At 64.9% G+C, this 24,298-nt stretch carries 22 protein-coding genes; 13 read left to right on the top strand and 9 right to left on the bottom strand.

Annotated features, from left to right (window positions below):
• Nucleotides 1-53: 53 nt before the first annotated feature.
• Nucleotides 54-1,904: a flavin monoamine oxidase family protein gene (locus BLR26_RS01205; protein ID WP_093376915.1), complete on the bottom strand. Its 1,851-nt coding sequence runs from the start codon at nucleotides 1,902-1,904 to the stop codon at nucleotides 54-56.
• A gap of 190 nt (nucleotides 1,905-2,094) precedes the next feature.
• Between BLR26_RS01205 and BLR26_RS01210 the strand changes: the two genes are divergently transcribed.
• On the top strand, nucleotides 2,095-3,501 hold the full coding sequence (locus BLR26_RS01210; RefSeq protein ID WP_045193839.1) for an adenosylmethionine--8-amino-7-oxononanoate transaminase: 1,407 nt from the start codon (nucleotides 2,095-2,097) through the stop codon (nucleotides 3,499-3,501).
• A 99-nt stretch (nucleotides 3,502-3,600) separates the two neighbouring features.
• Nucleotides 3,601-4,320 carry a 16S rRNA (uracil(1498)-N(3))-methyltransferase gene (locus BLR26_RS01215; RefSeq protein ID WP_045193840.1) on the top strand — a complete coding sequence of 240 codons (720 nt, stop codon included), beginning with the start codon at nucleotides 3,601-3,603 and terminating at the stop codon, nucleotides 4,318-4,320.
• Here BLR26_RS01215 and BLR26_RS01220 read toward each other — a convergent pair.
• Genes BLR26_RS01220 through BLR26_RS27045 form a run of 8 tightly spaced genes read right to left on the bottom strand, consistent with a single transcriptional unit; the run spans nucleotide 4,317 to nucleotide 14,535 of the window.
• The gene (locus BLR26_RS01220; protein WP_045193841.1) at nucleotides 4,317-4,934 is read right to left on the bottom strand and encodes a PAQR family membrane homeostasis protein TrhA; all 618 of its coding nucleotides are present in this window, start codon (nucleotides 4,932-4,934) and stop codon (nucleotides 4,317-4,319) included. The genes BLR26_RS01215 and BLR26_RS01220 overlap by 4 nt on opposite strands.
• Nucleotides 4,935-4,989: 55 nt before the next feature.
• Complete coding sequence (locus tag BLR26_RS01225) at nucleotides 4,990-5,457, bottom strand: chemotaxis protein CheW (RefSeq protein ID WP_093376918.1); 468 nt, start codon at nucleotides 5,455-5,457, stop codon at nucleotides 4,990-4,992.
• Complete coding sequence (locus BLR26_RS01230) at nucleotides 5,450-10,762, bottom strand: hybrid sensor histidine kinase/response regulator (protein WP_093376924.1); 5,313 nt, start codon at nucleotides 10,760-10,762, stop codon at nucleotides 5,450-5,452. The genes BLR26_RS01225 and BLR26_RS01230 overlap by 8 nt, the downstream gene beginning before the upstream one ends.
• A 25-nt stretch (nucleotides 10,763-10,787) precedes the next feature.
• On the bottom strand, nucleotides 10,788-12,833 hold the full coding sequence (locus tag BLR26_RS01235) for a methyl-accepting chemotaxis protein (protein ID WP_045193845.1): 2,046 nt from the start codon (nucleotides 12,831-12,833) through the stop codon (nucleotides 10,788-10,790).
• 15 nt (nucleotides 12,834-12,848) lie between these two features.
• Complete coding sequence (locus tag BLR26_RS01240) at nucleotides 12,849-13,403, bottom strand: chemotaxis protein CheW (protein WP_082075373.1); 555 nt, start codon at nucleotides 13,401-13,403, stop codon at nucleotides 12,849-12,851.
• Nucleotides 13,400-13,765 (bottom strand): twitching motility response regulator PilH, encoded by a 366-nt coding sequence (gene pilH, locus BLR26_RS01245; protein ID WP_045193983.1) that lies wholly within the window; start codon nucleotides 13,763-13,765, stop codon nucleotides 13,400-13,402. Before pilH ends, BLR26_RS01240 begins: the two co-directional genes overlap by 4 nt.
• A 43-nt stretch (nucleotides 13,766-13,808) precedes the next feature.
• Nucleotides 13,809-14,219, bottom strand: a complete 411-nt coding sequence (gene pilG / locus BLR26_RS01250; protein ID WP_045193849.1) for a twitching motility response regulator PilG — start codon at nucleotides 14,217-14,219, stop codon at nucleotides 13,809-13,811.
• Between the two features lie 37 nt (nucleotides 14,220-14,256).
• Nucleotides 14,257-14,535: a hypothetical protein gene (locus BLR26_RS27045; RefSeq protein ID WP_143013254.1), complete on the bottom strand. Its 279-nt coding sequence runs from the start codon at nucleotides 14,533-14,535 to the stop codon at nucleotides 14,257-14,259.
• Here BLR26_RS27045 and gshB point away from each other — a divergent pair.
• From gshB to BLR26_RS01305, 11 genes are all read left to right on the top strand, one after another.
• The gene (gshB, locus tag BLR26_RS01255) at nucleotides 14,534-15,487 is read left to right on the top strand and encodes a glutathione synthase (RefSeq protein WP_045193851.1); all 954 of its coding nucleotides are present in this window, start codon (nucleotides 14,534-14,536) and stop codon (nucleotides 15,485-15,487) included. The genes BLR26_RS27045 and gshB overlap by 2 nt on opposite strands.
• A 109-nt stretch (nucleotides 15,488-15,596) precedes the next feature.
• Nucleotides 15,597-16,502, top strand: coding sequence for an energy transducer TonB (locus BLR26_RS01260; protein WP_093376931.1), 906 nt, complete (start codon nucleotides 15,597-15,599; stop codon nucleotides 16,500-16,502).
• An 84-nt stretch (nucleotides 16,503-16,586) separates the two neighbouring features.
• Entirely contained in the window at nucleotides 16,587-17,570 is a 984-nt protein-coding gene (locus BLR26_RS01265; protein WP_093376935.1) for an ankyrin repeat domain-containing protein, read from the top strand.
• 71 nt (nucleotides 17,571-17,641) lie between these two features.
• Nucleotides 17,642-18,211, top strand: coding sequence for a YqgE/AlgH family protein (locus BLR26_RS01270; protein ID WP_093376939.1), 570 nt, complete (start codon nucleotides 17,642-17,644; stop codon nucleotides 18,209-18,211).
• Nucleotides 18,211-18,642 carry a Holliday junction resolvase RuvX gene (gene ruvX / locus BLR26_RS01275; protein WP_093376944.1) on the top strand — a complete coding sequence of 144 codons (432 nt, stop codon included), beginning with the start codon at nucleotides 18,211-18,213 and terminating at the stop codon, nucleotides 18,640-18,642. The genes BLR26_RS01270 and ruvX overlap by 1 nt, the downstream gene beginning before the upstream one ends.
• A 62-nt stretch (nucleotides 18,643-18,704) precedes the next feature.
• Nucleotides 18,705-19,223 carry a bifunctional pyr operon transcriptional regulator/uracil phosphoribosyltransferase PyrR gene (pyrR, locus tag BLR26_RS01280; protein WP_010221492.1) on the top strand — a complete coding sequence of 173 codons (519 nt, stop codon included), beginning with the start codon at nucleotides 18,705-18,707 and terminating at the stop codon, nucleotides 19,221-19,223.
• 12 nt (nucleotides 19,224-19,235) lie between these two features.
• Nucleotides 19,236-20,240: an aspartate carbamoyltransferase catalytic subunit gene (locus BLR26_RS01285; protein WP_010221491.1), complete on the top strand. Its 1,005-nt coding sequence runs from the start codon at nucleotides 19,236-19,238 to the stop codon at nucleotides 20,238-20,240.
• Complete coding sequence (locus BLR26_RS01290) at nucleotides 20,237-21,508, top strand: dihydroorotase (RefSeq protein ID WP_093376951.1); 1,272 nt, start codon at nucleotides 20,237-20,239, stop codon at nucleotides 21,506-21,508. Before BLR26_RS01285 ends, BLR26_RS01290 begins: the two co-directional genes overlap by 4 nt.
• A gap of 184 nt (nucleotides 21,509-21,692) precedes the next feature.
• Complete coding sequence (hslV, locus tag BLR26_RS01295) at nucleotides 21,693-22,223, top strand: ATP-dependent protease subunit HslV (RefSeq protein WP_028945572.1); 531 nt, start codon at nucleotides 21,693-21,695, stop codon at nucleotides 22,221-22,223.
• 77 nt (nucleotides 22,224-22,300) lie between these two features.
• A complete protein-coding gene (hslU, locus tag BLR26_RS01300) occupies nucleotides 22,301-23,638 on the top strand; it encodes an ATP-dependent protease ATPase subunit HslU (RefSeq protein WP_045193855.1) in 1,338 nt (445 codons plus the stop codon).
• A gap of 97 nt (nucleotides 23,639-23,735) precedes the next feature.
• Nucleotides 23,736-24,113: a gamma-butyrobetaine hydroxylase family protein gene (locus tag BLR26_RS01305; protein ID WP_045193856.1), complete on the top strand. Its 378-nt coding sequence runs from the start codon at nucleotides 23,736-23,738 to the stop codon at nucleotides 24,111-24,113.
• Nucleotides 24,114-24,298 lie beyond the last annotated feature (185 nt).

Consider the following 24,298-nt stretch of genomic DNA (forward strand, 5'->3'; position numbering starts at 1 on the left):
GGTGTGTACTTGCCCCTGTAGGAGCCGGCGTTGCCGGCGATGAAGTCAGCGCATTACTGCGCCTTGGCCTGGGTGTTGGCTACCGGCTTTTTCACTGGTTCCGCCTTGGCGGCGGCTTTTTTCGCAGGCGCAGCCTTGGCTGCGGTTTTCTTCGGCTGTTGCGCCTTGGCTGCCGGCTTTTTCGCCGGTGCCTGCTTGGCCGCTGGTTTGGCCGGAGCGGCTTTCACCGGCGCCTTGGCTGGCTCTTCCTTGGCAACCGGGGCGACCGCAGGTGCTGGCGCCGGCGCAGGGGCCGGAGCCACCTCGGCCTGCTTGGCCGCTGGCTGCTCGGCAGGCTTGTCATCGCTACCGAACATGCGCTTGAAGAAGCCTGGCTTGCCCTCTTCCTTCTTCACCGGCTCTTCGGCCTTGGCCGGCTTGTCGGACGATCCGCCAAACAGGTTGCTGAAGAAATTACCTTTGCTCGCCGCGGCAGCCGCGGTGCCGGCAGCGGCCGTGGCGGCAACCGCCTTGACCGGCTCGAACGACTTGCCCGCGGCCAGGTCCTGGACCTGGCTGGCAGCGCGCTGGCCACTGCGCAGAGCGCCTTCGAGGGTGCCCGGGTACATCGCATCGGTGTGCTCGCCAGCAAAGGCAACCCGCTGCACCGGACGCTCCCACAGGCGCCAGTACTTGCTGATCTGCCCAGGGCCATAGGCCAGGTAGGCGCCACCGGTACCCACGTCAGTGCTGTAACGGCGTACTTCGTAGCCGGTGAAGGCGCCACGGGCTTGCGGGTAGAAGGCGTGCAGACGGATCAGCACCTGGTCGACCATCTGCTTGTCGCCAAAGGCTTGCAGCAGGCGCGCGTTGTCACCGGAGAGGTTGATCACCACGTTAGCGCCGCCCTTGAGCGCAGGCTCGATCCAGAGCATGCCCAGGCCGGTGTTGCTGTAGATCTCGCCAGACATCCGCGCGCGGCTTTCCCACACCGGGGTCTTGAACTTGAGCATCAGCTGGTCGCGCCAGCCGTAGTTGGTGCCCTTGAGGGCGGCCAGGTGCTTGGTGTCCAGGCCCGGAGTCATCTGGATCTTCGACAGCGCGCGCAGCGGTACGGCCAGCACGACGTAGTCGGCCTGGTAACCGACGCTGCCAACCTTGACGGTGACGCCGTCCTTGTCCTGGATGATGGCGCTGACCGGCGACTGGGTCTTGATGGTTTTCAATTGCTTGACGAAGGCCTGGGCCAGCACCGGGCTGCCGCCTGGCAGGCGTGCGGCGCGCAGGTCACGGTCGCTGACGCCACGGTAGACGCGGGTCTGCTGGGCAAAGTAGAGCAGCGACAGGCGCGACGGCTCGTCGTAACGGGTACGGATCTGCTGGTTGACCAGCTGGCGCGCGGTGGCCGGCAGTTGCAGCTTGTCGAGCCAGCCGGAAACGTTGAGCTGGTCGAGGGCGAACAGGGTACTGTTGGCCGCCGGGTTCAGCGGATCGTCGATCGAGCGTGCGAGGTCGTCGAGGGTCTTCTCGTAACGCTTGAGCGCTTCGGCGGTGGCCGGTTGCTTGGTACTGAGGTCGGCGGCGCTGAAATACTCGCCATCGATCAGGTAACCCGGGGTACGCACGAACTCAGGTGCCGGCAAGGTGCTGAGCTTGAAGGCATCCAGGTACTGGTTGAGCACCGGCTGGGCCTTGCTGTTGCCGATCCATTCACTGGTGGCCAGGCCCGAGCGCCCGCCCATACCGGTCTTGGCTTCCAGCAGGGTCACCTGCCAGCCCTTGTTCTGCAACTCATAGGCGGCTGTCAGGCCGGCCAGACCGCCACCGACGACGATTGCCGTCGGGGCCTTGTCCTTGGCCAGCGCAGTGCCGCTGAACAGTCCTATCATTACCAGCGCACAGGCGCGCAGCCAACCAGCAGACATTCGGCGAACTCCGGATCAAAGCAGAAGTGTTTGGGGGGATCCCCCAGAAAGAGTAGCCGAAGGATACGCCACGCCAAGCGCCCCCGCCAGCAACGCCAGCACCCTGATTGCAGCGCACGGGTTGTTCTCGACCGGCGCATTGCATAGGCTTGCGCGGCATGTCCGAGCCGCCGTCGCCAGGAGAATCGAAATGGGCCTCAACCAACAGTGGATGCAACGTGACCTCAAGGTCCTGTGGCACCCCTGCACCCAGATGAAAGATCACGAACAACTGCCGCTGATTCCGATCAAGCGCGGCGAAGGCGTGTGGCTGGAAGACTTCGAAGGCAAGCGCTACCTCGACGCCGTCAGCTCCTGGTGGGTCAACGCCTTCGGCCATGCCAACCCGCGCATCAACCAGCGCATCAAGGACCAGGTCGACCAGCTTGAACACGTGATTCTCGCAGGCTTCAGCCACCAGCCGGTGATCGAGCTGTCCGAGCGCCTGGTGCAGATCACCCCCGAAGGCCTGGACCGGGTGTTCTACGCCGATAATGGTTCGTCCTGTATCGAAGTGGCGCTGAAAATGAGCTTTCACTACTGGCTGAACAAAGGCCAGCCAGAGAAGAAGCGCTTCGTCACCCTGAGCAACAGCTATCACGGCGAGACCATCGCGGCGATGTCGGTCGGCGACGTGCCGTTGTTCACCGAGACCTACAAGGCGCTGCTGCTCGACACCATCAAGGTGCCAAGCCCCGATTGCTACCTGCGCCCCGAGGGCATGGGCTGGGAAGAGCACTCGCGCAACATGTTCGCGGCCATGGAGCAGACCCTGGCTGAACACCACGCCACGGTCGCCGCGGTGATCGTCGAACCGCTGATCCAGGGCGCCGGTGGCATGCGCATGTACCACCCGGTATACCTCAAGCTGCTGCGCGAGGCCTGTGACCGCTATGGCGTGCACCTGATCCACGACGAGATCGCCGTGGGCTTTGGCCGCACCGGGACGATGTTCGCCTGCGAACAGGCCGGCATCCGCCCGGATTTCCTGTGCCTGTCCAAGGCCCTGACCGGTGGCTACCTGCCGCTGGCCGCGTGCCTGACCACCAACGAGGTGTACAGCGCCTTCTACGACGATTACCCGACCCTGCGCGCCTTCCTCCACTCGCACAGCTACACCGGCAACCCGCTGGCCTGTGCCGCGGCGCTGGCGACCCTGGATATCTTCGCGCAGGACAACGTCATCGAGGCCAACAAGGCCCTGGCCCAGCGCATGGCCAGCGCCACCGAGCACCTGGTCGACCACCCGCAAGTTGGCGAAGTGCGCCAGACCGGCATGGCCCTGGCCATCGAGATGGTCCAGGACAAGGCCAGCAAGACCGCCTACCCGTGGCAGGAACGCCGTGGCCTGAAGGTCTTCGAGCACGCCCTGAGCCGTGGCGCCCTGCTGCGCCCGCTGGGCAGCGTGGTGTACTTCCTGCCGCCATACGTGATCACCCCGGAGCAGATCGACTTCCTCGCCGAGGTGGCCACCGAGGGTATCGACATCGCCACCAGCAGCCGCGTCAGCGTGGCAGTGCCGGCTGATTTTCACCCTGATTTCCGCGATCCGGGCTAACAGCATCGCGGGGCAAGCCCGCTCCTACAAAGATCCCTGTAGGAGCGGGCTTGCCCCGCGATGAAGCCCGCACTGCCAACACATTTTTAGAGTTAGTACATGAGACTGTCCCGCTTTTTCATCGACGCCCCCCTGAGCCTCGGCGCCCACGACCTGCCCGAAGCCCAGGCCCACTACATCGGCCGCGTGCTGCGCATGGCGGTTGGCGATGCCGTGCAACTGTTCGACGGCAGCGGCCAGGAGTTTCGCGGCCAATTGCTGGAAGTCGGCAAGAAAACCGTCCGCGTGCAGCTCGACGAAGCCTTCGCCGGGCAAGCCGACTCCAGCCTGCAGGTTCACCTCGGCCAGGGCCTGTCGCGCGGCGAGCGCATGGACTGGGCAATCCAGAAGGCCACCGAACTGGGCGTCAGCGCTATCACCCCGATCGTCAGCGAGCGCTGCGAAGTACGCCTCAAGGATGAACGCGCCGACAAGCGCATGGCTCATTGGCGCCAGGTGGCGATCAGCGCCTGCGAGCAATGCGGTCGCTCCAGCGTACCGGTCATCCACCCACCACAGCCGCTGGCAGACTGGCTCAAGGCCTGCGACCAGGACCTCAAGCTGGTCCTGCACCCGGTCGCCGAACCCATGGTCAGCCATCAGCAGCCCGCCAGCCTGGCGTTTTTGATCGGCCCAGAAGGCGGCCTCAGCGAGGCCGAAGTCGAGCAGGCCAAGGCCACCGGCTTCCATGCCGCACGCCTGGGCCCGCGCGTATTGCGCACCGAAACCGCGCCAGTCGTGGCCCTGGCCGTCGCCCAGCAGCTGTGGGGCGACTTCTAGAGCACGTAGAAGAACACCGCGATGAAGTGCAGCAGGCTGCCGGCGATCACGAACAGGTGCCAGATGCCATGCCAATGGCGAAAGCGGCTGTCGTAGGCAAAGAAGATGATGCCGATGGTGTAGAACGCGCCACCGGCCGCTAGCCAGGCAAAGCCTGCGGCGCCGAGGCTGGCGAGCAGCGGCTTGACCGCCACCAGCACGATCCAGCCCATCAGCGCATAGATGATGATCGACATGACCCGCGCTTCGGAGCGCGGCTTGATCTCTTGCAGCATGCCGATCACCGCCAGCCCCCAGACCACCCCGAACAGGCTCCAGCCCCAGGGCCCGCGCAGGCTGACCAGGCAGAACGGCGTATAGCTGCCGGCAATCAACAGGTAGATCGACAGGTGATCGAGCTTGCGCATGATCACTTTGGCCTTGCCGCGCACGCTGTGATAAAGGGTCGAGATGCTGTAGAGCAACAGCAGGGTAAAGCCATAGATCGCCAGGCTGACGATCTTCCAGGGGTCGCCTTGCAGGCTCGCCACCACCAGCAGCCAGATGGCGCCGATGCAGGCCAGAACGGCGCCGACCAGATGGGTCCAGGCGTTGAAACGTTCACCGTGATACATGCAACAGGATCCTCCTGACTTAAAACAGGTCTCCCATCCTACACAGGCAAATGCTTCAAACCACCCCTGCGTCTACCAACAGTTGCTCCAGCGCGGGCAGGTCCGGCACCCGTGCCACCTGTTCGCCCACCTGTACCGCTGCCAGCTCCAGGCCGGCCAGCGGCACATCGACGTAGTTGAGCTGGCTGTCGAGCTTGCACGAGCGCGGAATACCCTGCACCAGCAAGGCGACAAAGCGCAGCGGGCTGTCGCCCAGGGCATTGAGCACGACGATCCGCGCCCGCTCGCCAACCTGCAACTGGCCGTCGCAGGCCGACTCGAAGCTCAGCAGCGGCAGGCGCTGGCCCCGCCAGTCGATCCAGCCAAGCATCCACTCGGGCGCGTCCAGCGCCGGGCTGCCGGCCTGAAAGCCGATCAGTTCGGCCACGGCCACGTTGGGCAGTACCAGGCAGCGATCGCTCAAGGGCAGCAGCAGGCCGGTGAGGCTGCTGCGCCGGTTTTGCCGGGCCGGTTGTTCAAGCATCGCGGCGACTCCATTGGGCGATGCTCTGCAGCAGCACCGATTCCTGATAGGGCTTGCCCAGGTAGTCATTGACGCCGATGGCCATGGCGCGGTCGCGGTGTTTCTGGCCGGTACGCGAAGTGATCATGATGATCGGCAGGTCCTTGAGCCTGGGGTCGTGGCGGATCTGCGTGGCGACTTCAAAGCCGTCCATGCGCGGCATCTCGATATCCAGCAGGAGAATGTCCGGGCGATGCTCCTGCAGCAGGGCCATGGCATCGACCCCGTCCTTGGCGGTCAGTACGTTCATGCCGTGGCGTTCGAGCAGGCGGCCGGTAACCTTGCGCACCGTCACCGAGTCATCCACCACCATTACCAGCAGCGGCCGTTGCGGCAAGCTGCCATGGCTGTCCCGGCGCAGGCCTTCGCTGCTGTGCTGGTGCAGCGCCAACTGCTGCTGCAAACCGCGCAACTGGCCGAGCAGATCGAGAATCAGCACCACCCGGCCATCGCCCAGCAAGGTCGCCCCGGACAAGCCCTGGACCGCGGCAAACTGCGGCCCCAGGCTTTTGACCACGATCTCGCGGCTGGCCGCCAGGCCATCGACCTGCACAGCGTATTGCTGGTCGTGGGAGTGCACCAGCAACACCGGCAGCGGCAGGCTCTGGCCCAACAGTTTCGGCTGCGCCGCCCCCTGCAGCAGCTCGCCCAGGTAGCGCAGCTCGTAGCGATGCCCGGCGTACTGGTAATGCGGCGGATCAAGCTGATAGCACGCCTCGAGTTCGGCCGGCGGCACGCGGACGATGCCTTCGATGGTATTGAGCGGAATCGCGTACTGCTCTTCGCCGTAGTGCACCATCAAGCCACGGTTGATCGACACCGTGAATGGCAGGCGAATCAAAAAGCGCGCGCCCTTGCCCGGCTTCGACTCGATCACCATCGAACCTCCGAGCTGCTTGACCTCTTCATGGACCACGTCCATGCCCAGGCCGCGGCCGGAAATCTGGGTGATCTTCTCGGCGGTGGAAAACCCTGGCTGGAGGATGAACTGCATGATCTCGTGGTCACTGAGCACCGCTGCAGGGTCGAGCAAACCGCGCTTGATCGCCTTGCGCCGCACGGCTTCCAGCGGCACCCCGGCACCGTCGTCGGTCATTTCGATGACGATGTCGGCGCCTTCATGCAGCAGGTTCAGCGAGATCAGCCCGTGCGCAGGCTTACCCGCTGCCAGGCGCGCCTCGCGCGACTCCAGGCCATGGTCGACGGCGTTGCGCAGCATGTGCTCCAGCGGCGCCATCATGCGTTCCAGAACGCTGCGGTCCATCTCGCCCTCGGCATTGCCGACCACCAGTTCGACCTGCTTGCCCAGCTCGCTGGAGACCTGCCGCACCACCCGCTGCAAGCGCGGCACCAGGCGCTCGAACGGCACCATGCGGGTGCGCATCAGGCCTTCCTGCAGGTCGCTGTTGACCCGCGCCTGTTGCTGCAACAGGCTGTGCGCGTCATGGGCGCGCACGCTCAGGGTTTCCTTGAGGTCGAGCAGGTCGGAGGCCGATTCGAACAACGCTCGCGACAACTGCTGCAGCTGCGAATGGCGGTCCATTTCCAGCGGGTCGAAATCGTCGTAGGCCTGGCCGTCGCCATCGGCCTGGCGGCTGAGGATGCGCCCCTGGGTTTCGGTATCCAGGCGGCGCAACTGGTCGCGCATGCGCTCCAGGGTGGTTTCCATCTCGTTCAGGGCCACTTGGGCGTCATTGACCTGCTGCTCAATGCGGCCACGGATGATCGAATTCTCTCCGGCCAGGTTGCCCAGGTCATCAAGCAGCTCCGAGGCCACCTTGACCATATCCCCGGCGCCACGCTCAGGGGCGGTCACCGGCAGCTCTGGCGGCGCCGTATCCGGGTGCGCCTGACCGGCAGCGGTATCGGCCAATGCGGCGCTGCTGAAGTTGCGGATGTAGTCGATCAGCGCCGTGGCCGCGTGCAACGGTTGCTGCAGGCGCACCGCATCGAGCATGTGCGCCAGGCGGTCGTGGCAATTCTGCAGCAGGCTGAACAGCGCCGGGCTCGGTTGCAACTGGCCGGCGGCGAGCAGTTCGTAGAGAAACTCCAGTTCATGGGCCAGATCGCCGATCGGCCCGATCTCGACCATCCGCGCACCGCCCTTGAGGGTGTGCAGGTCGCGCAGCAGGTTCTCCACCTCAACGCCATTACGCGGCTCGGCCTGCCAGCGCAGCAAGGCCGCGCTGGAGCTTTCGACCAGGTCCAGGCTTTCTTCGAGGAAGATCTCCAGCAGCTCTTTGTCGCCGGCATCCTGCTGCGCTTCGACGGGTTTATCCACAGGCACCGGCGGCGGCGCCTCATGACGAAACTCGCGCAGCGCCGCCAGCAGCTCTACCTGGGCAGCCGGCACCTGGCCTTGCTGCAGTTGTTCGAGCATCTGCGCCAGTTGCTGGTGGCTGCGCTTGAGCAGGGCAAACAGCTCGGCGCCAGGGCTGAAGCGCCGGTCCACCAAACCTTCGTAAAGCAGCTCAAGCTCTTGTGCCAGCACCTCGAACGCGCCCATGGCGGCCATCTGCGCGCCACCCTTGAGGGTTTGCAGGTCGCGGGCCAGCGACGACAGCGCCGAGGCGTTGTCGGTATCCAGCAGCCAGCGCGCCAGGGCCTGGTCGGCGCTGTCGAGAATGTCGCTGGCTTCATCGAGAAACAGTTCGAGCATGGCCGGGTCCGGCGCTTGGGCCGCAAGTTCGGCGGTGGCACTGGCAAGCTCGGTGATTGTCCCGCCCTGGCTATTGACCAGGCCCATGGCCGATGGGTCGAGGCCTTCGTCAAGCAGCTCGCGCAAGGCCTGCAGGCGTTCCGGACGCGGGTCGACTTCCTGGCCGGCGGCGATCTGGTCGAGCATGTCGATCAGCGCTTCATGGGCGCTTTGCGCCTCGCTGAAGAACCGCGGGCTGACCGCCAGGCTGCTCTCCTCCACGGAGCCATAGAGGTCGAGCAAGGCTTCACACAGCTCATCCACCTGCCACAGGTCGGCCAGGTGTGCGCTTTGGCCGAGGGTGGTCAGTTCATCAAGCAGGGCATTGAGTTCCTGGCGCTCGCCCGGGTGCTCCTGCCAGCGCAAAAGCAACGATTCGGCGTCGAGCAGGATGTCCATGCCTTGGGCCAGGAAGCTGGCAATCAGTTGCGGGTCGCGCTTGACCCGCAGGCCCTGGCTTGGCGCCTCGAGCAAAGCTTGCAGGCGCGCATCGACCACCTGGTGAATATCGGCGATCAGCGTCGCGGCCCCGGCAATCGGCGCCAGAGGCGCGCTGGAGAGCTGCTGCACGCCACGGCGCAGCAGCGGCTCGGCAGTTTCCAGCAGGTAGATTTCTTCCAGGTCGAAGGCCAGCTGATGGGCCTTGAACTCCCGCGCCAGCAAGTCCAGGGCGCCGGCCAGCTCGGCAATCGGTACTACCCCGGCCATCGCCGCACTGCCCTTGAGGGTGTGCAGGGCGCGCTGCAGGTTATCGCTGACCGCCAGCGGCAACTGCTTGTCGGCCTCGTGCAGGAAGGCTTCGAGACTGTCCAGGTGACCCAGGGCTTCGTTGCGAAAGATCTCCAGCAATTGCGGGTCGATGGCTTCGCCGGCCTCGGCCTCGCTGCGCGGGTCGTTCATGGCCAGGGCGTGCAGGTGCGCGGCCAGTTGTTCAACCTGCGGATGCGCCGGCGCCAGTGCCTGGGCAAACTCGCCGAGCAAGCCAGGCAGTGTGTCCAGCGCTTGCTGCAAGGCGGCCAGGGGCGCTGCACCGATATCTACCCGGCCCTCGAGCACGCGATTGAGCAGGTGCTCCGCCGCCCAGGCCAGTTCCCCCAGCACCTGGGCGCGGACCATCCGCCCGCTACCCTTGAGGGTGTGCAGACCGCGGCGCAGTTCGATCAGGGCGTCACGATCGGCTCCGTCGGCTTGCCAGCGCGTCCACATCTGATTGAGCAAAGGCAGAAGTTCGTGGGCCTCTTCGAGGAAAATTTCCCGCAGCTCGTCGTCGATTGGTGCTTCTTCATCCGCCGCAACAACAGACGCTTCCACCAACGCCGGTTCCGGCTCGGGCCGATAACCCAAAGCAGCCAGGCTGTGCTGCGCCGCCTCGAGGAACCGCGAAGGGTTGGCCTGGGGATCGGCAATCAGCCATTGCAGGTAGCATTCACAGGCACTCACGGCCTCGGCCAGGTGGCTCAGGGCTGCAGTATCCGCCAGGGTCTCGCTGCCCAGCAGCTGTGCATGCACGTAGTCGCCGCACTGCCCGATCAACGCCGCTGCGCGCGGCAGCATCAGCATCGCCAGCGCGCCACGCACCTGTTGCAGCAGGCCCGGCACTGGCTGCAGACGCTGCGGCTGCCAGCCGGCGTCGAGGCAATCGCCGATCAGGTCCTTGACCTGCTGCAGCACGGCGAAGGCTTCCTCCAGTACCAGCTGGCGAATCTCCGCCAGGTCGGTGCCCGGCAGCGGGCTCTGGCTGTTCTGCTCCAGCGGCCCGACCATGCCGGCCAGGGTGGCCTCGACATACAGCAGCGCGCCGGCGATATCCATCAGCAGCGCATCGGCAGGCTCGCGCTGACCCTGGGCCAGGCTTTGCAGCACCAGCACCTGGTCGATGATCACCCGCCGCGGCTGGCCGAAGCCGAGGACCGCCAGGGTGTCGGCGATCTGGCGCAGCGGTGCCAGTAACGGCTCCAGTTCATCCAGATGCTGGCGGTCGCCGCGCACGAACTGGTCGAGGCGCTCCTTGACCCGCTTGAGGTCTTCGCACAGGGCGGCGACCACCGAACGCAAGGCATCACGATCGGGCCCGGCCTGCAGGCGATCGCGCCAGGTGCCCAGGTACAGGTCGAGGTTGGCCAGCTCTTCGGCGTCGGCCGGGCTGCTGCTCAGCAGGCTGTCCTGGGCCAGGGCCTGGGCACCGCGCTCGGCACGCAATTGGTTGAGCACTGGCAACACCACCAGCGGCAAGTCGCGGCGGGCGCTGCGCAGGCGCTCCAGGTACAGCGGTAATTGCTCAAGGCCGCGAAACAACGCGCCCAGCGCTTCACCGCGCTGGCTGGCGCGGCCCTGGCGCAAGGCCAGGCCCAGTTGTTCCATTTCTTCGGCGAGCAGCGCCGCGCCGTGCAGTTCGAGCATCAGCAGGCAGCCGCGCACCTGGTGCAGCTGTTCGACGAATCCGTCGAGCACCGCTTCATCGCCGGGCTCGGCGGCAAAGTGTTCAAGGGTCAGGCGCGCCTGGCCCAGGCAGTCGGCGATCGCCCCTCTGACCCAGGCCAGCGCCACCGTATCGTGCCGATCCGCCATAACTGCTCCCATCACCATGATGCCCTCAACGCGGTGGCGTCGGCGGCAGGGTAAAACCGGACACCGAGCGGCGCATTTCACTGGCCATGCGCGCCAGGTTACCGATGCTCTCGGCGGTGGCGGTGGAGCCGGCCGAAGTTTGCGAGGTGATCTGCTGGATCACCGACATGGTATGCGAGATCTGCCCGGCCGAAGAGGTCTGCAGCTGGGCGGCGTCGGAGATGCTGTGAATCAGGTCGGCGAGGGTCTGCGACACGCCTTCGATTTCGGCCAGGGCGACCCCGGCATCCTGGGCCAAGCGCGCACCGCGCACCACTTCGGCGGTGGTCTGCTCCATGGAGATCACCGCTTCGTTGGTGTCGGCCTGAATGGTACGCACCAGCGCTTCGATCTGCCGCGTGGCCGACGATGAGCGTTCGGCCAGGCGCTGTACCTCGTCGGCAACCACGGCAAAACCGCGCCCGGCTTCACCGGCCAGCGAAGCCTGGATCGCCGCGTTGAGGGCGAGGATGTTGGTCTGGTCGGCAATGTCGTCGATCAGGCTGACGATATCGCCGATCTCCTGGGACGACTCGCCCAGGCGCTTGATCCGCTTGGCGGTGTCCTGGATCTGCTCGCGGATGTTGTCCATGCCGTTGATGGTGTTGTGCACCACCTCGTTGCCCTTGTTGGCGATAGCCACCGAACGCTCGGCCACCTTGGCCGATTCGTAGGCGTGGGTGGAAACGCGGTCGATGGATTCAGCCATGTCGCCCACCGCCACCGAGGCATCGCTGATCTGCTGGGCCTGGTGCTCGGAGGCCTTGGCCAGTTGGCGCGCGGTGTTCTGGGTGTCTTGCACGGCGGCGGCAACTTCCTCGGCGCTGAGGTTGATGGTCGCCACCAGGTCGCGCAGCTGGTCGATGGAGTAATTGATCGAATCGGCAATGGCGCCGGTGAAGTCTTCGGTCACCGACACGGTTACGGTCAGGTCGCCGTCAGCAAGGTCTTCAATTTCGTCGAGCAGGCGCATGATCGCCTGCTGGTTGCGCTCGTTCTTCTCGGCAGTTTCGTGCAACTGGCGGTGGGTGGTGCGAACCATCACCAGGCCGATGAGAATGATCGACGCCAGCGCCAGCAAACCCAGTACATAGCCGCCGACGGTATCCAGGGTTCGGCCGCCTGCCAGGTTTTCAAACCCGGTGGCCAGGCGCGAGGCTTCATCGAGCAGGGTTTGCGAAAGGCCGAAGATGCTCCCGGCGGCTTCGCGCACACGGAACAGCTCGGGCGAGGTTTCGAGGATTTCGTCGACGGAGCCTGCGACAAACTGGAACAGCTCGGCGATCTCGCCCAGGCGCGCGCGGGCGTCCGGATCCTGCACGCGGGTAACCTGGATCGCTTCGTTACCGCCGAGCATGGCCTCGAGCACCTGGCCGAAACGGCTGGCGTCGCGGCCGAAGGCATCGGCGGCCTGCACAGCGGTGTCGTCGCCGGCCAGTACGGTATTCACCGAGCCAAGAATACGCTCGGCCAGCAACGACTGGCGCTGGGCCACGGCCACCTGGCTGGCCGGCGCACCGCTTTGCAGGAGGATCTCGACGACCTTCTCGTACTCCACCTGCAACTGCGGCACGGTTTCGGCCAGGGTCGCGGCGACCTGGTGCAACGACAGCACGGTCTGCTCGCTGGCCAGGATGGTGTCGGTGTTCTTGCGCAGGTTTTCCCAGTCGCGCAGCACCGCGTCCATTTCCTTGCGCACCGCCGGCGGCGCAGCGGGCAGGCCGGTGCTGGCATCGCCCTTTTTCAGGTAGCCCCAGCGCTGTTCGAAGTCGTTGCGCGCCTCGCTCAACAGGCGGAAGGCCACGGCCTTGCCGGCCGCCGCTTCAGTGGCGTTCTTGGCGATGCGCTGGGACAGCACGCGCAGTTCGCCGGCATGGCCGATGTACTGCTTGTCGTAGTTGGCCTGGGTGTTGAGGTAGGCGAAGTTGGCGAACAGCAGGATGATCGACAGGATCAGCACCACGAACAGCGCGGCGATCTGCGCGCTGCTGCGGGAACCCTGGGGCGATGGAGCCGTCTTGGTCGTGGTCACGGAGGTGGCATTCCTTTACAGCGCGACATCGAGGAAACCCGGCGCCTGGGCCAGGGCGAAGGGGCTGAAGATCGCCCAGCTGCGCTCACGCTGGAAATGCCCCTGGACGAAGGGCGCGGCCGCACTGAGCAACGGCGTTGGCGGCGACAGGTCGAGGCTGTGCAGCGGGAAATGCTGCAAACCCAGCACTTCATCGACCAGCAAGCCGGCAAACAACTCGTCATGGTCGAGCACCAGCACTCGTCGCTGCTTGCGCGGTGCCGACAGGCCCAGGGCGAAGAAACCGCAGAGGTCCATCACCGGCAGCAGCCGGCCACGCAGGTTGGCGACGCCGCTGACCCAGGGCTTGACCCCGGGGATGCGGCTCAGGCGCGGCTCGTGCAGCACTTCGGCGACTTCGCCCATGGGCGCGACGAACCACTGTTCGGCAATGCGAAAGCCGATGCCGCTCCAGCTCTGCAGGCGGGTTTCCTGCAACGGCAGGTCGGCGGCCAGCAGCCGGCAGCGCCGGTCGATGTCCAGCAGCAGCTCGAAGGCCGTCAGCGACTCGCCCATGGGCTGGGTGGTCAACCTTTGAGCACGTCGTTGAGCTTTTTGATCAGGGTGTCTTCGTCCACCGGCTTGGTCAGGTAGTCCTTGGCGCCCTGGCGCTGGCCCCAGACCTTGTCGGTCTCCTGGTCCTTGGTGGTGACGATGATCACCGGGATATGCGCGGTTTCCGGGTCTTTGCTCAACTGGCGGGTGGCCTGGAAGCCGTTGACCCCGGGCATGACGATGTCCATCAGTACCGCATCGGGCTTTTCGTGGCGGGCCAGGGCTACGCCATCGGCGCCGTTTTCGGCCTTGAGCACTTCATGCCCGTGCTTTTCGAGCATACCGGTCAGTTTGTACATTTCGGTCGGCGAATCGTCGACGATCAGAACTCGGGCCATGCTGTTCCCCATAAGGAATAGACGCCTGCGCGGCGGCGCAACGTCAGGGTGCGTGTTGTTCTTCTGCGGCGAATCCGGGCACATGGGCCTTGATTGCGTCCAGCAGCTCTTCCTTGCTGAAAGGTTTGGTCAAAAATTGATCAGAGCCGACGACACGGCCACGGGCCTTGTCGAACAGGCCATCGCGGGACGACAGGAGAATCACCGGCGTGTCCTTGAAGGTGCTGTTCTGCTTGATCAGGGCGCAGGTCTGGTAGCCGTCCAGACGCGGCATCAGCACGTCGACGAAAATGATCTGCGGCTGGTGGTCGATGATCTTGGCCAGGGCATCGAAACCGTCGATGGCCGTGATGACCTCACATCCTGCTTCACCGAGCAATATCTGGGCGGTGCGGCGAATCGTCTTGGAATCGTCGATCACCATCACCTTCAATGCCGCGCCGGGCTGTTCCATAATTGCTCTACCATCGCTGCTCGCTATTAGCGGCAAGCTACAAGTTTCTGGCGGCAAGAAAAAGCAGGGTGAACGCGGCGTGCTTTTTCTTGTGGCTTATGGCTTGTGGCTTGCAGCTGGAGACGGCCGTGCAGGCCACGTGCCAGGCCTTTTTAGCACACTCTGGGGGGGGCATTCCATCGGCCCGCGCCGACACCCGGCGCAGCGCCGCCCAGGATGCGTTTTTCCCTTGACCGCCAGCGCTGCGAGCGCCACCCTGACGCCACTTTTCATTCGAGCCAATGCGGCCCATTGCCGCTGAGAGGATTTTGCCCATGAGCGTTCGCCTCGGGATTGTCATGGACCCCATTGCGCGCATTTCCTATAAAAAGGACAGCTCGCTGGCCATGTTGCTGGCCGCCCAGGAGCGCGGCTGGTCGCTGTTCTACATGGAGCAGCAGGACCTCTACCAAGGCGCCGGCCAGGCCCGCGCACGCATGCGCCCGCTGAAAGTGTTCGCCGACCCGGAGCACTGGTTCGAGCTGGACGCCGAGCAAGACAGCGCCCTGAGCGAGCTGGACGTGATCCTGATGCGCAAGGATCCACCGTTCGACATGGAGTTCGTCTACAGCACCTACCTGCTGGAACAGGCCGAAGCCGCCGGCGTGCTGGTGGTCAACCGCCCGCAGAGCCTGCGCGACTGCAACGAAAAGCTGTTCGCCACGCTGTTCCCGCAGTGCACGCCACCGACCCTGGTCAGCCGCCGCGCCGATATCCTGCGCGAATTCGTCAACCAGCAGGGCGACACCATCCTCAAGCCGCTGGACGGCATGGGCGGCACCTCGATCTTCCGCCATCGCCCGGGCGACCCGAACCTCTCGGTAATCCTCGAGACCCTGACCGGCAACGGCACCCAGCAAATCATGGCGCAAGGCTACCTGCCGGCCATCAAGGACGGCGACAAGCGTATCCTGATGATCGACGGCGAGCCGGTGCCCTATTGCCTGGCGCGCATTCCGGCCTCGGGCGAAACCCGTGGCAACCTTGCCGCCGGCGGCCGTGGCGAAGCCCGCCCGCTGACCGACCGCGACCGCTGGATCGCCGCACAGGTCGGCCCGACCCTGCGCGAGAAGGGCCTGCTGTTCGTCGGCCTGGACGTGATCGGCGAGCACCTGACCGAAATCAACGTCACCAGCCCGACCTGCATCCGCGAGATCGACAACGCCTTCGGCACCCAGATCGGCGTGCAGTTGATGGATGCCATTGATCGCAAGCTCAAGGCGCGCTGACAGCCGACGCGGAGCAACCGCGCAGAGTGGGGTATCATGCCGGTCGTTTTTATGACCTGGGCACCTGCTCTGCCGGTTTCCCTCGGTCTTTGCAGCTGCTGGATACCTGATGACGCTTCCTGCTGACATCCCTGCCGACTTCTCTCCACCCCGCGTACGCCCGGTGGATCGCCTGGGTTTTACCTTGTTCCTGGCAGCGCTGCTGCACCTGGCGCTGATTCTCGGTGTCGGCTTCACCTTCGCCAAGCCCGAAGAAATCCGCCGGACCATGGAAATCACCCTGGCCACCTTCAAAAGCGAGAAAGCGCCGCAGAAGGCCGATTACCTGGCCCAGGACAATCAGCAAGGCAGCGGCACCCTGGACAAGAAGGCGGTGCCGAAAACCACCGAAGTAGCGCCCTTCCAGGACAGCAAGATCAACAAGGTCACCCCGCCGCCGGCCGCCAAGCCCGAAGTACAACCGCAACCGACGCCGCACAAGGCAGTAGTGGCGACCAAGGCGCCGAAGCCGGAAAAGGTCGAAACCCGACCCAAGGAAGCCAAGCCGCAGCCCAAACCCAAGGCCGCGACCCCGGACTTCGACAGCTCGCAGCTGTCCAGCCAGATCGCCAGCCTCGAAGCCGAACTGTCCAACGAGCAGCAGCTGTACGCCAAGCGCCCGCGCATCCACAGGCTTAATGCCGCCTCGACCATGCGCGACAAGGGTGCCTGGTACAAGGACGAGTGGCGCAAGAAGGTCGAGCGTATCGGCAACCTCAACTACCCCGACGAAGCCCGGCGCCAGCAGATCTACGGCAGCCTGCGGCTGATGGTGTCGATCAACCGCGACGGTTCGCTGTATGAAGTGCTGGTGCTGGAGTCCTCAGGCCAGCCGCTGCTCGACCAGGCCGCCCAGCGCATCGTGCGCCTGGCCGCACCATTCGCGCCGTTCACCGGCGACCTGGCCGATATCGACCGGCTGGAGATCATCCGTACCTGGCGTTTCGCCCGCGGCGACCGGCTGCAGAGTAATTGATCTAAGGCTCCGCCTGATGGCAAAACAATAGCCATTTTGCGATGATGCGCGCCCGTATATCCCCCTCAAGAAAGGATTCTGTTGATGTCGCGCATCAATTTCGCCCGCAAAACAGCCGCCCTCGGCCTGGCCCTGGCGGCCTGCGTCCTGCCTGCTACTGCCTTCGCCGACGCCGCCGAGCTGTCGCAGAAGCTGTACAACGAAGTTGGCGAGTACAAGTACGACGAAACCCCGGCGCGCCTGGCCAAGATCCAGGCCTTGCTCGACCAGGGTGCCGATCCGAAAGGCCAGCCGATGTTCCTGGCCGCCTCCTACAAGATCGTCGCGCCGTTCGAGCTGTTCCTGCCAAAGATCGGTGACGTCAACACACCTATCCAGGAAAACGGCGAAACCCTGCTGCTGTTCGTCCTCAACCAGGCCGAGCAATCGAAGGCCTCCGAGGCCGACCTGCGCATGGTCAAGGGCCTGATCAAGGCCGGCGCCGACGTCAACGTGCTGGCCCAGGGCGATTCCGCTACGCCGCTGAACACCGCAGCAGGCAAGGGCTCAGCCGAACTGATCAAGCTGCTGCTGGCTTCCGGCGCCGATGCCAAGGCCGTCCGGCCGAACGGCTTTACCCCATTGACCGGACCGGGTGCCTCGAACCTGGAGGTGATCAAGCTGCTGGTCGCTGCCGGCGCCAATCCCTACCAGGTAACCCTGACCGGCACGACGCCGCTGCACCATGTTTGCGAACGCGCCTTTGAGATGAACGGCCAGCCTGACCCACAAGCGGCCGAGCGCATTGCCCTGCTGCTGAAAAAAGGCAGCTCGATCGATGCCTACCACGAGCAGCACGGCACCTTCCCGGTCGGTACGCCGCTGGAAGAAGCCGCCCGCACGGACAACCCGGACTGCGTCGCCGCGCTGATCAAGGCCGGCTCCAGCCTCAAGGCCCCGGCGTTCCCGGAGAGCTACCTGGCCAAGTACCCGCAGGCCAAGCAGCAAACCGTCCAGGAGTACGTGCTGTCGGCCGCTGAAGAGTCGCCAACCCTGTACACCGAAGAAGTGGTCAAGCTGTTCAAGTAACCCCGCAGTAAAGCTGACAAGGTGACGCCAGCACCTTGTCAGCGTGGCCACTCACCGCCACACTATCAGGCATGAAGAACCTCAGCCCGGATTACCTCAAGCATCAGTTCCTGATTGCCATGCCACACATGGCCGACCCGAACTTCGCGCAGACCTTGACCTACATCGTCGAGCACAACGCCAATGGGGCGATGGGGCTGGTGGTCAATCGGCCACAAGACCTCAACCTGGCCGATATCCTCGAACAGCTGCGCCCGGACGTCGAACCGCCGGCCAGTTGCATTCATGTACCAATCTATATGGGCGGCCCGGTGCAAACCGACCGCGGCTTCGTCCTGCACACCAGCGAGCGCAGCTTCCAGGCCACCGTCGAACTCGACGGCCTGTCGCTGACCACCTCCCAGGACGTGCTGTTCGCCATCGCCGACGGCCTGGGCCCGAAACAGAGCCTGATTACCCTCGGCTATGCCGGCTGGGAAGCCGGGCAGCTGGAAGCGGAGCTGGCCGACAACGCCTGGCTGAACTGCCCGTTCGACCCCGAGATCATCTTCGGCATGGCCTGTGAGCAGCGCCTGGCCGCTGCGGCGGCAAGCCTGGGGATCAACCTCAGCCTGCTGACCAACCAGGCGGGGCACGCCTGATGGCCGAAGTACGTCTACTGCTGGGCTTTGACTACGGCAGCCGCCAGATCGGCGTCGCCGTCGGCCAGGTGATCACCGGCCAGGCCCGCGAGCTGTGCACCCTCAAGGCGCAGAACGGCACGCCGGACTGGGCCCAGGTGGAAAAACTGATCAAAGAGTGGAAACCCGACGCCCTGGTGGTCGGCCTGCCCTTGAACATGGATGGCAGCCCCAGCGAGATGAGCGAGCGCGCAGAAAAATTCGCCCGCCGCCTTAATGGTCGATACAACCTGCCGGTCCACACCCACGACGAACGCCTGACCACTTTCGAAGCCAAGGGCGAGCGCATGGCCCGTGGCGGCCAGCGCGGCAGTTACCGCGACAATCCGGTGGATGCCATTGCCGCCGCCTTGCTGCTGCAGGGCTGGCTGGAGGCCAATACCGGGGCCTGAGACCCGATCATCGCATTCAAGCCGGGCCAGCGCACCGCTCCCCGGCCTCTTGAGGAGCAAGCATGAGCCTACCCAATCCCGCCGAACTGATCCGGCAGATGGCCGTCGACCTTCGCGCCCATCTGGCCCGCCGCGCCATTGCCGAGCCGCGTTTCATCGGCATCCGCACCGGGGGTGTCTGGGTCGCCCAGGCCCTGCTCGAAGAGCTGGGCAGCGACGCCGCCCTGGGCACGCTCGACGTTTCCTTCTACCGCGACGACTTCAGCCAGAACGGCCTGCACCCGCAGGTGCGCCCGTCCGACCTGCCGTTCGAGATCGAAGGCCAGCACCTGGTGCTGATCGACGACGTACTGATGAGCGGGCGTACCATCCGCGCCGCCCTCAACGAGCTGTTCGACTATGGCCGCCCGGCCAGCGTGACCCTGGTCTGCCTGCTCGACCTGGATGCCGGCGAATTGCCGATCCGGCCGAATGTGGTCGGCGCCACCCTGTCGCTGGCTGCCCATGAACGGGTAAAATTGACCGGACCCGCACCGCTCGCCCTCGAGCGCCAGGACCTCGCCTCCGCTTCCGCCCTTTAAGAGTCCCCCGCGATGACGCCAATCGACGCCAAGCGCCCGCTGCAGCTCAATGATCAGGGCCAGCTGCGCCACTTTCTCTCGCTCGACGGTTTGCCCCGCGAACTGCTGACCGAAATCCTCGACACCGCCGACTCGTTCCTCGAAGTCGGCGCCCGGGCCGTGAAGAAGGTCCCGTTGCTGCGCGGCAAGACCGTCTGCAACGTGTTCTTCGAGAACTCCACGCGCACCCGCACCACCTTCGAACTGGCCGCCCAGCGGCTGTCGGCCGACGTCATCACCCTGAACGTGTCGACCTCTTCGACCAGCAAGGGTGAAACCCTGTTCGACACCCTGCGCAACCTCGAAGCCATGGCCGCCGACATGTTCGTCGTGCGTCATGCCGACTCGGGCGCCGCGCACTTCATCGCCGAGCACGTGTGCCCGGAGGTGGCGATCATCAACGGCGGCGACGGCCGCCACGCCCACCCGACCCAGGGCATGCTCGACATGCTCACCATTCGTCGGCACAAGGGCGGCTTCGAGAACCTCTCGGTGGCCATCGTCGGCGACATCCTGCACTCGCGGGTGGCGCGCTCGAACATGCTCGCGCTGAAAACCCTGGGCTGCCCGGACATCCGCGTGATCGGCCCGAAAACCCTGCTGCCGATCGGTATCGAGCAGTATGGGGTGAAGGTCTACACCGACCTCGAGCAAGGCCTCAAGGACGTCGACGTGGTGATCATGCTGCGCCTGCAGCGTGAGCGCATGGCCGGCGGCCTGCTGCCCAGCGAAGGCGAGTTCTACCGCCTGTTCGGCCTGACCACCGCGCGCCTGGCCGGGGCCAAGCCGGATGCCATCGTCATGCACCCGGGCCCGATCAACCGCGGCGTCGAGATTGAATCAGCGGTGGCCGACGGCGCCCACTCGGTGATCCTCAACCAGGTCACCTACGGCATCGCCGTGCGCATGGCGGTGCTGTCCATGGCCATGAGCGGGCAGACCGCGCAACGTCAATTCGAGCAGGAGAACGCCCAGTGACCCTCAGTATTCTCGGCGCCCGGGTCATCGACCCGCTGAGCGGCCTGGACCAGACCACTGACCTGCACATCGATGCCGGCAAGATCATCGCCATCGGCGCCGCCCCGGCAGGCTTCAAGCCGGCGCGCAGCATCGACGCCCAAGGCCTGGTAGCCGCCCCCGGCCTGGTCGACCTCAACGTCGCCCTGCGCGAGCCCGGCTACAGCCGCAAGGGCAGCATCGCCAGCGAAACCCGCGCTGCCGCTGCCGGTGGCGTCACCAGCCTGTGCTGCCCGCCGCAGACCAAGCCGGTGCTGGACACCTCGGCAGTGGCCGAGCTGATTCTCGACCGCGCCCGCGAAGCCGGGCACAGCAAGGTCTACCCGATCGGCGCCCTGAGCAAAGGCCTTGAAGGCGAGCAGCTTGCCGAGCTGATTGCCCTGCGCGACGCCGGCTGCGTGGCCTTTGGCAACGGCCTCAATGCCTTTGCCAACAACCGCACCCTGGCCCGCGCCCTGGAATACGCCGCGACCTTCGACCTGACGGTGATCTTCCACTCCCAGGACCGCGACCTGGCCCAGGGTGGCCTGGCCCACGAAGGCGCCATGGCCAGCTTCCTCGGCCTTCCGGGCATCCCGGAAACCGCCGAGACCGTGGCCCTGGCGCGCAACCTGCTGCTGGTCGAACAGACCGGCGTGCGTGCGCACTTCAGCCAGCTGACCAGCGCCCGCGGCGCGCGGCTGATCGCCCAGGCCCAGGAACTGGGCCTGCCGGTGACCGCCGACGTGGCCCTGTACCAGCTGATCCTCACCGATGAAGCGCTGCGCGACTTCTCCAGCCTCTACCACGTGCAACCGCCGCTGCGCACCCGCGCCGACCGCGACGGCCTGCGCGAGGCGGTGAAGTCCGGGGTGATCCAGGCGATTTCCAGCCATCACCAGCCCCACGAGCGGGATGCCAAACTGGCACCGTTCGGCGCCACCGAGCCGGGCATCAGCAGTGTCGAACTGTTGCTGCCGCTGGCCATGACCCTGGTGGAAGACGGTCTGCTTGACTTGCCGACTTTGTTGCAACGTTTGTCTGCAGGCCCTGCAGCAGCGCTGCGCCTGCCAGCGGGCGAGCTGAAGGTAGGCAGTGCCGCAGACCTGGTGCTGTTCGACGCCAAGGCCTCGACCCTGGCCGGCGAGCAATGGCGCTCGAAGGGCGATAACTGCCCGTTCATCGGCCACTGCCTGCCGAGTGCGGTGCGTTATACCTTGGTCGATGGGCATATCAGTCACGAGACCTGAAGGTCAGCCACAAGCTGCAAGCCTTGAGCTACAAGCGGACCAGGCCGGTCGCCGGTCCGCTTTTTCTTGCCGCTTCAAGCTTGCAGCTTATCGCTCACACACATGTGTGTAGTTGAAATCCTTCCCACCACCCCCATATGAGTCTGCATCAGGCATTTTCGCCCCGCTGCGTGGAGACTCTCCCTTGACCACCATCGTTTCAGTTCGCCGCCACGGCAAAGTCGTCATGGGCGGCGACGGCCAGGTTTCTCTCGGCAACACCGTGATGAAAGGCAACGCCAAGAAAGTCCGCCGCCTGTACCACGGCCAGGTCATCGCCGGTTTCGCCGGTGCCACCGCCGACGCCTTCACCCTGTTCGAACGCTTCGAAGGGCAACTGGAAAAACACCAGGGCCATCTGATCCGCGCCGCCGTGGAGCTGGCCAAGGAGTGGCGTACCGACCGTTCCCTGAGCCGCCTGGAAGCCATGCTGGCGGTGGCCAACAAGGACGCATCGCTGATCATCACCGGCAACGGTGACGTGGTCGAGCCCGAAGACGGCCTGATCGCCATGGGCTCCGGTGGCGCCTACGCCCAGGCCGCCGCCCGCGCGCTGCTGCAAAAGACCGACCTCTCGGCCCGCGAAATCGCCGAGACCGCGCTGAACATCGCCGGTGACATCTGTGTGTTCACCAACCACAACCTGACCATCGAGGAGCAGGACCTGGCCGAGTAATTCAGCTGTTCTGGCGCCCGGCCCCGGTGGCCGGGCTTTTCCACGCTGACTTATCGAGCCCAAGGACCATCACTATCATGTCCATGACCCCCCGCGAGATCGTCCACGAACTCAACCGCCATATCATCGGCCAGGACGACGCCAAGCGCGCCGTCGCCATCGCCCTGCGCAACCGCTGGCGGCGCATGCAGCTGCCGGCCGAGCTGCGCGTTGAAGTGACGCCGAAGAACATCCTGATGATCGGCCCGACCGGCGTCGGCAAGACCGAAATCGCCCGGCGCCTGGCAAAGCTTGCCAACGCCCCGTTCATCAAGGTCGAAGCGACCAAGTTCACCGAGGTCGGCTATGTCGGCCGTGACGTCGAGTCGATCATCCGCGACCTCGCCGATGCCGCGATCAAGATGCTCCGCGAGCAGGAAATCATCCGCGTCGGCCACCGCGCCGAAGATGCTGCCGAAGAGCGCATCCTCGACGCCCTGCTGCCACCGGCGCGCACCGGCTTCAACGAAGACCAGGTCGCCAGCCAGGACTCCAACACCCGCCAGCTGTTCCGCAAGCGCTTGCGCGAAGGCCAGCTGGACGACAAGGAAATCGAGATCGAAGTGGCCGAGGCCGTGGGTGTCGATATTTCCGCGCCGCCGGGCATGGAGGAGATGACCAACCAGTTGCAGAACCTGTTCGCCAACATGGGCAAGGGCAAGCGCAAGAGCCGCAAGCTCAAGGTCAAGGAAGCGCTCAAGCTGGTGCGCGACGAAGAAGCCGGGCGCCTGGTCAACGAAGACGAGCTCAAGGCCAAGGCCCTGGAAGCGGTCGAGCAGCACGGCATCGTGTTCATCGACGAAATCGACAAGGTTGCCAAGCGCGGTAACGTTGGCGGCGCCGACGTCTCCCGTGAAGGCGTGCAGCGCGACCTGCTGCCGCTGATCGAAGGCTGCACGGTGAACACCAAGCTGGGCATGGTCAAGACCGACCATATCCTGTTCATCGCCTCCGGTGCCTTCCACCTGAGCAAGCCAAGCGACCTGGTGCCCGAGCTGCAAGGTCGCCTGCCGATTCGCGTCGAACTCAAGGCCCTGAGCCCGGAAGACTTCGAGCGTATCCTCAGCGAACCGCACGCCTCGCTCACCGAGCAATACCGCGAGCTGTTGAAAACCGAAGGCTTGAACATCGAGTTCGCCGCCGACGGCATCAAGCGCCTGGCCGAGATCGCCTGGCAGGTCAACGAGAAAACCGAGAACATCGGTGCCCGTCGCCTGCACACCTTGCTCGAGCGCCTGCTCGAAGAGGTGTCGTTCAGCGCCGGCGACCTGGCCAGCGCCCACAGCGAAGCGCCGATCCGCATCGACGCCGACTACGTCAACAGCCACCTGGGCGAATTGGCGCAGAACGAAGACCTGTCTCGCTACATTCTCTAAAGCGGCAAGCTTCAAGCGGCAAGCTGCAAGTCAAGTGCGCTGGACGCCTTCTCTTGTAGCTTGTAGCTTGCAGCTTGTAGCCCAAGAGCCCTTATCCATGACCAGAATCCCCACCGGCATCAACCTGCACAAAGCCTCCAAGACCCTTACCCTGACCTACGGGCCAGGCGAGGTGTACAACCTGCCCGCCGAATTCCTGCGCGTGCACTCCCCTTCCGCCGAGGTCCAGGGCCACGGCAATCCGATCCTCCAGTACGGCAAGCTTGGCGTTGGCTTGAGCGGGCTGGAACCTGCCGGCCAGTACGCACTGAAACTGACCTTCGACGACGGCCACGACAGCGGCCTGTTCACCTGGGAATACCTTGAGCAGCTGTGCCTGCGCCAGCAGGAACTCTGGGATGACTACCTTGGCGAGCTGAAAAAAGCCGGCAAATCCCGCGACCCCAACGAGTCGATCGTCAAGCTGATGCTCTAGCTCGGGCCCCTCAGGGTTTAGAGCGCATTTTCTAATTCTATTTGCTTGAATGCCTGCACCACGGCCAATGAATGGCCGTCTTGCGCTATACCAAAAAGTCGGGTAACCAATGGATCTGGCAAGTTCCCTGCATCGGATTTAATGCAGGGTCGGGCTGGTATGTAGAGGTCGCGAGCGAAAGCAGG

Source organism: Pseudomonas sp. UC 17F4 (assembly GCF_900101695.1).
Classification (GTDB): domain Bacteria; phylum Pseudomonadota; class Gammaproteobacteria; order Pseudomonadales; family Pseudomonadaceae; genus Aquipseudomonas.

Bases quoted from the DNA above. Each gene is read 5' to 3' on its own strand.
- BLR26_RS01205 (WP_093376915.1), bottom strand. From the start codon at position 1,904: ATGTCTGCTGGTTGGCTGCGCGCCTGTGCGCTGGTAATGATAGGACTG.
- BLR26_RS01265 (WP_093376935.1), top strand. From the start codon at position 16,587: ATGTCGCGCATCAATTTCGCCCGCAAAACAGCCGCCCTCGGCCTGGCC.
- BLR26_RS01210 (WP_045193839.1), top strand. From the start codon at position 2,095: ATGGGCCTCAACCAACAGTGGATGCAACGTGACCTCAAGGTCCTGTGG.
- pyrR (WP_010221492.1), top strand. From the start codon at position 18,705: ATGAGCCTACCCAATCCCGCCGAACTGATCCGGCAGATGGCCGTCGAC.
- BLR26_RS01270 (WP_093376939.1), top strand. From the start codon at position 17,642: ATGAAGAACCTCAGCCCGGATTACCTCAAGCATCAGTTCCTGATTGCC.
- BLR26_RS01260 (WP_093376931.1), top strand. From the start codon at position 15,597: ATGACGCTTCCTGCTGACATCCCTGCCGACTTCTCTCCACCCCGCGTA.
- BLR26_RS01225 (WP_093376918.1), bottom strand. From the start codon at position 5,457: ATGCTTGAACAACCGGCCCGGCAAAACCGGCGCAGCAGCCTCACCGGC.
- pilH (WP_045193983.1), bottom strand. From the start codon at position 13,765: ATGGCCCGAGTTCTGATCGTCGACGATTCGCCGACCGAAATGTACAAA.
- BLR26_RS01285 (WP_010221491.1), top strand. From the start codon at position 19,236: ATGACGCCAATCGACGCCAAGCGCCCGCTGCAGCTCAATGATCAGGGC.
- pilG (WP_045193849.1), bottom strand. From the start codon at position 14,219: ATGGAACAGCCCGGCGCGGCATTGAAGGTGATGGTGATCGACGATTCC.
- BLR26_RS01230 (WP_093376924.1), bottom strand. From the start codon at position 10,762: ATGGCGGATCGGCACGATACGGTGGCGCTGGCCTGGGTCAGAGGGGCG.
- BLR26_RS01305 (WP_045193856.1), top strand. From the start codon at position 23,736: ATGACCAGAATCCCCACCGGCATCAACCTGCACAAAGCCTCCAAGACC.
- hslU (WP_045193855.1), top strand. From the start codon at position 22,301: ATGTCCATGACCCCCCGCGAGATCGTCCACGAACTCAACCGCCATATC.
- gshB (WP_045193851.1), top strand. From the start codon at position 14,534: ATGAGCGTTCGCCTCGGGATTGTCATGGACCCCATTGCGCGCATTTCC.
- BLR26_RS27045 (WP_143013254.1), bottom strand. From the start codon at position 14,535: ATGGGCAAAATCCTCTCAGCGGCAATGGGCCGCATTGGCTCGAATGAA.
- BLR26_RS01215 (WP_045193840.1), top strand. From the start codon at position 3,601: ATGAGACTGTCCCGCTTTTTCATCGACGCCCCCCTGAGCCTCGGCGCC.
- ruvX (WP_093376944.1), top strand. From the start codon at position 18,211: ATGGCCGAAGTACGTCTACTGCTGGGCTTTGACTACGGCAGCCGCCAG.
- BLR26_RS01220 (WP_045193841.1), bottom strand. From the start codon at position 4,934: ATGTATCACGGTGAACGTTTCAACGCCTGGACCCATCTGGTCGGCGCC.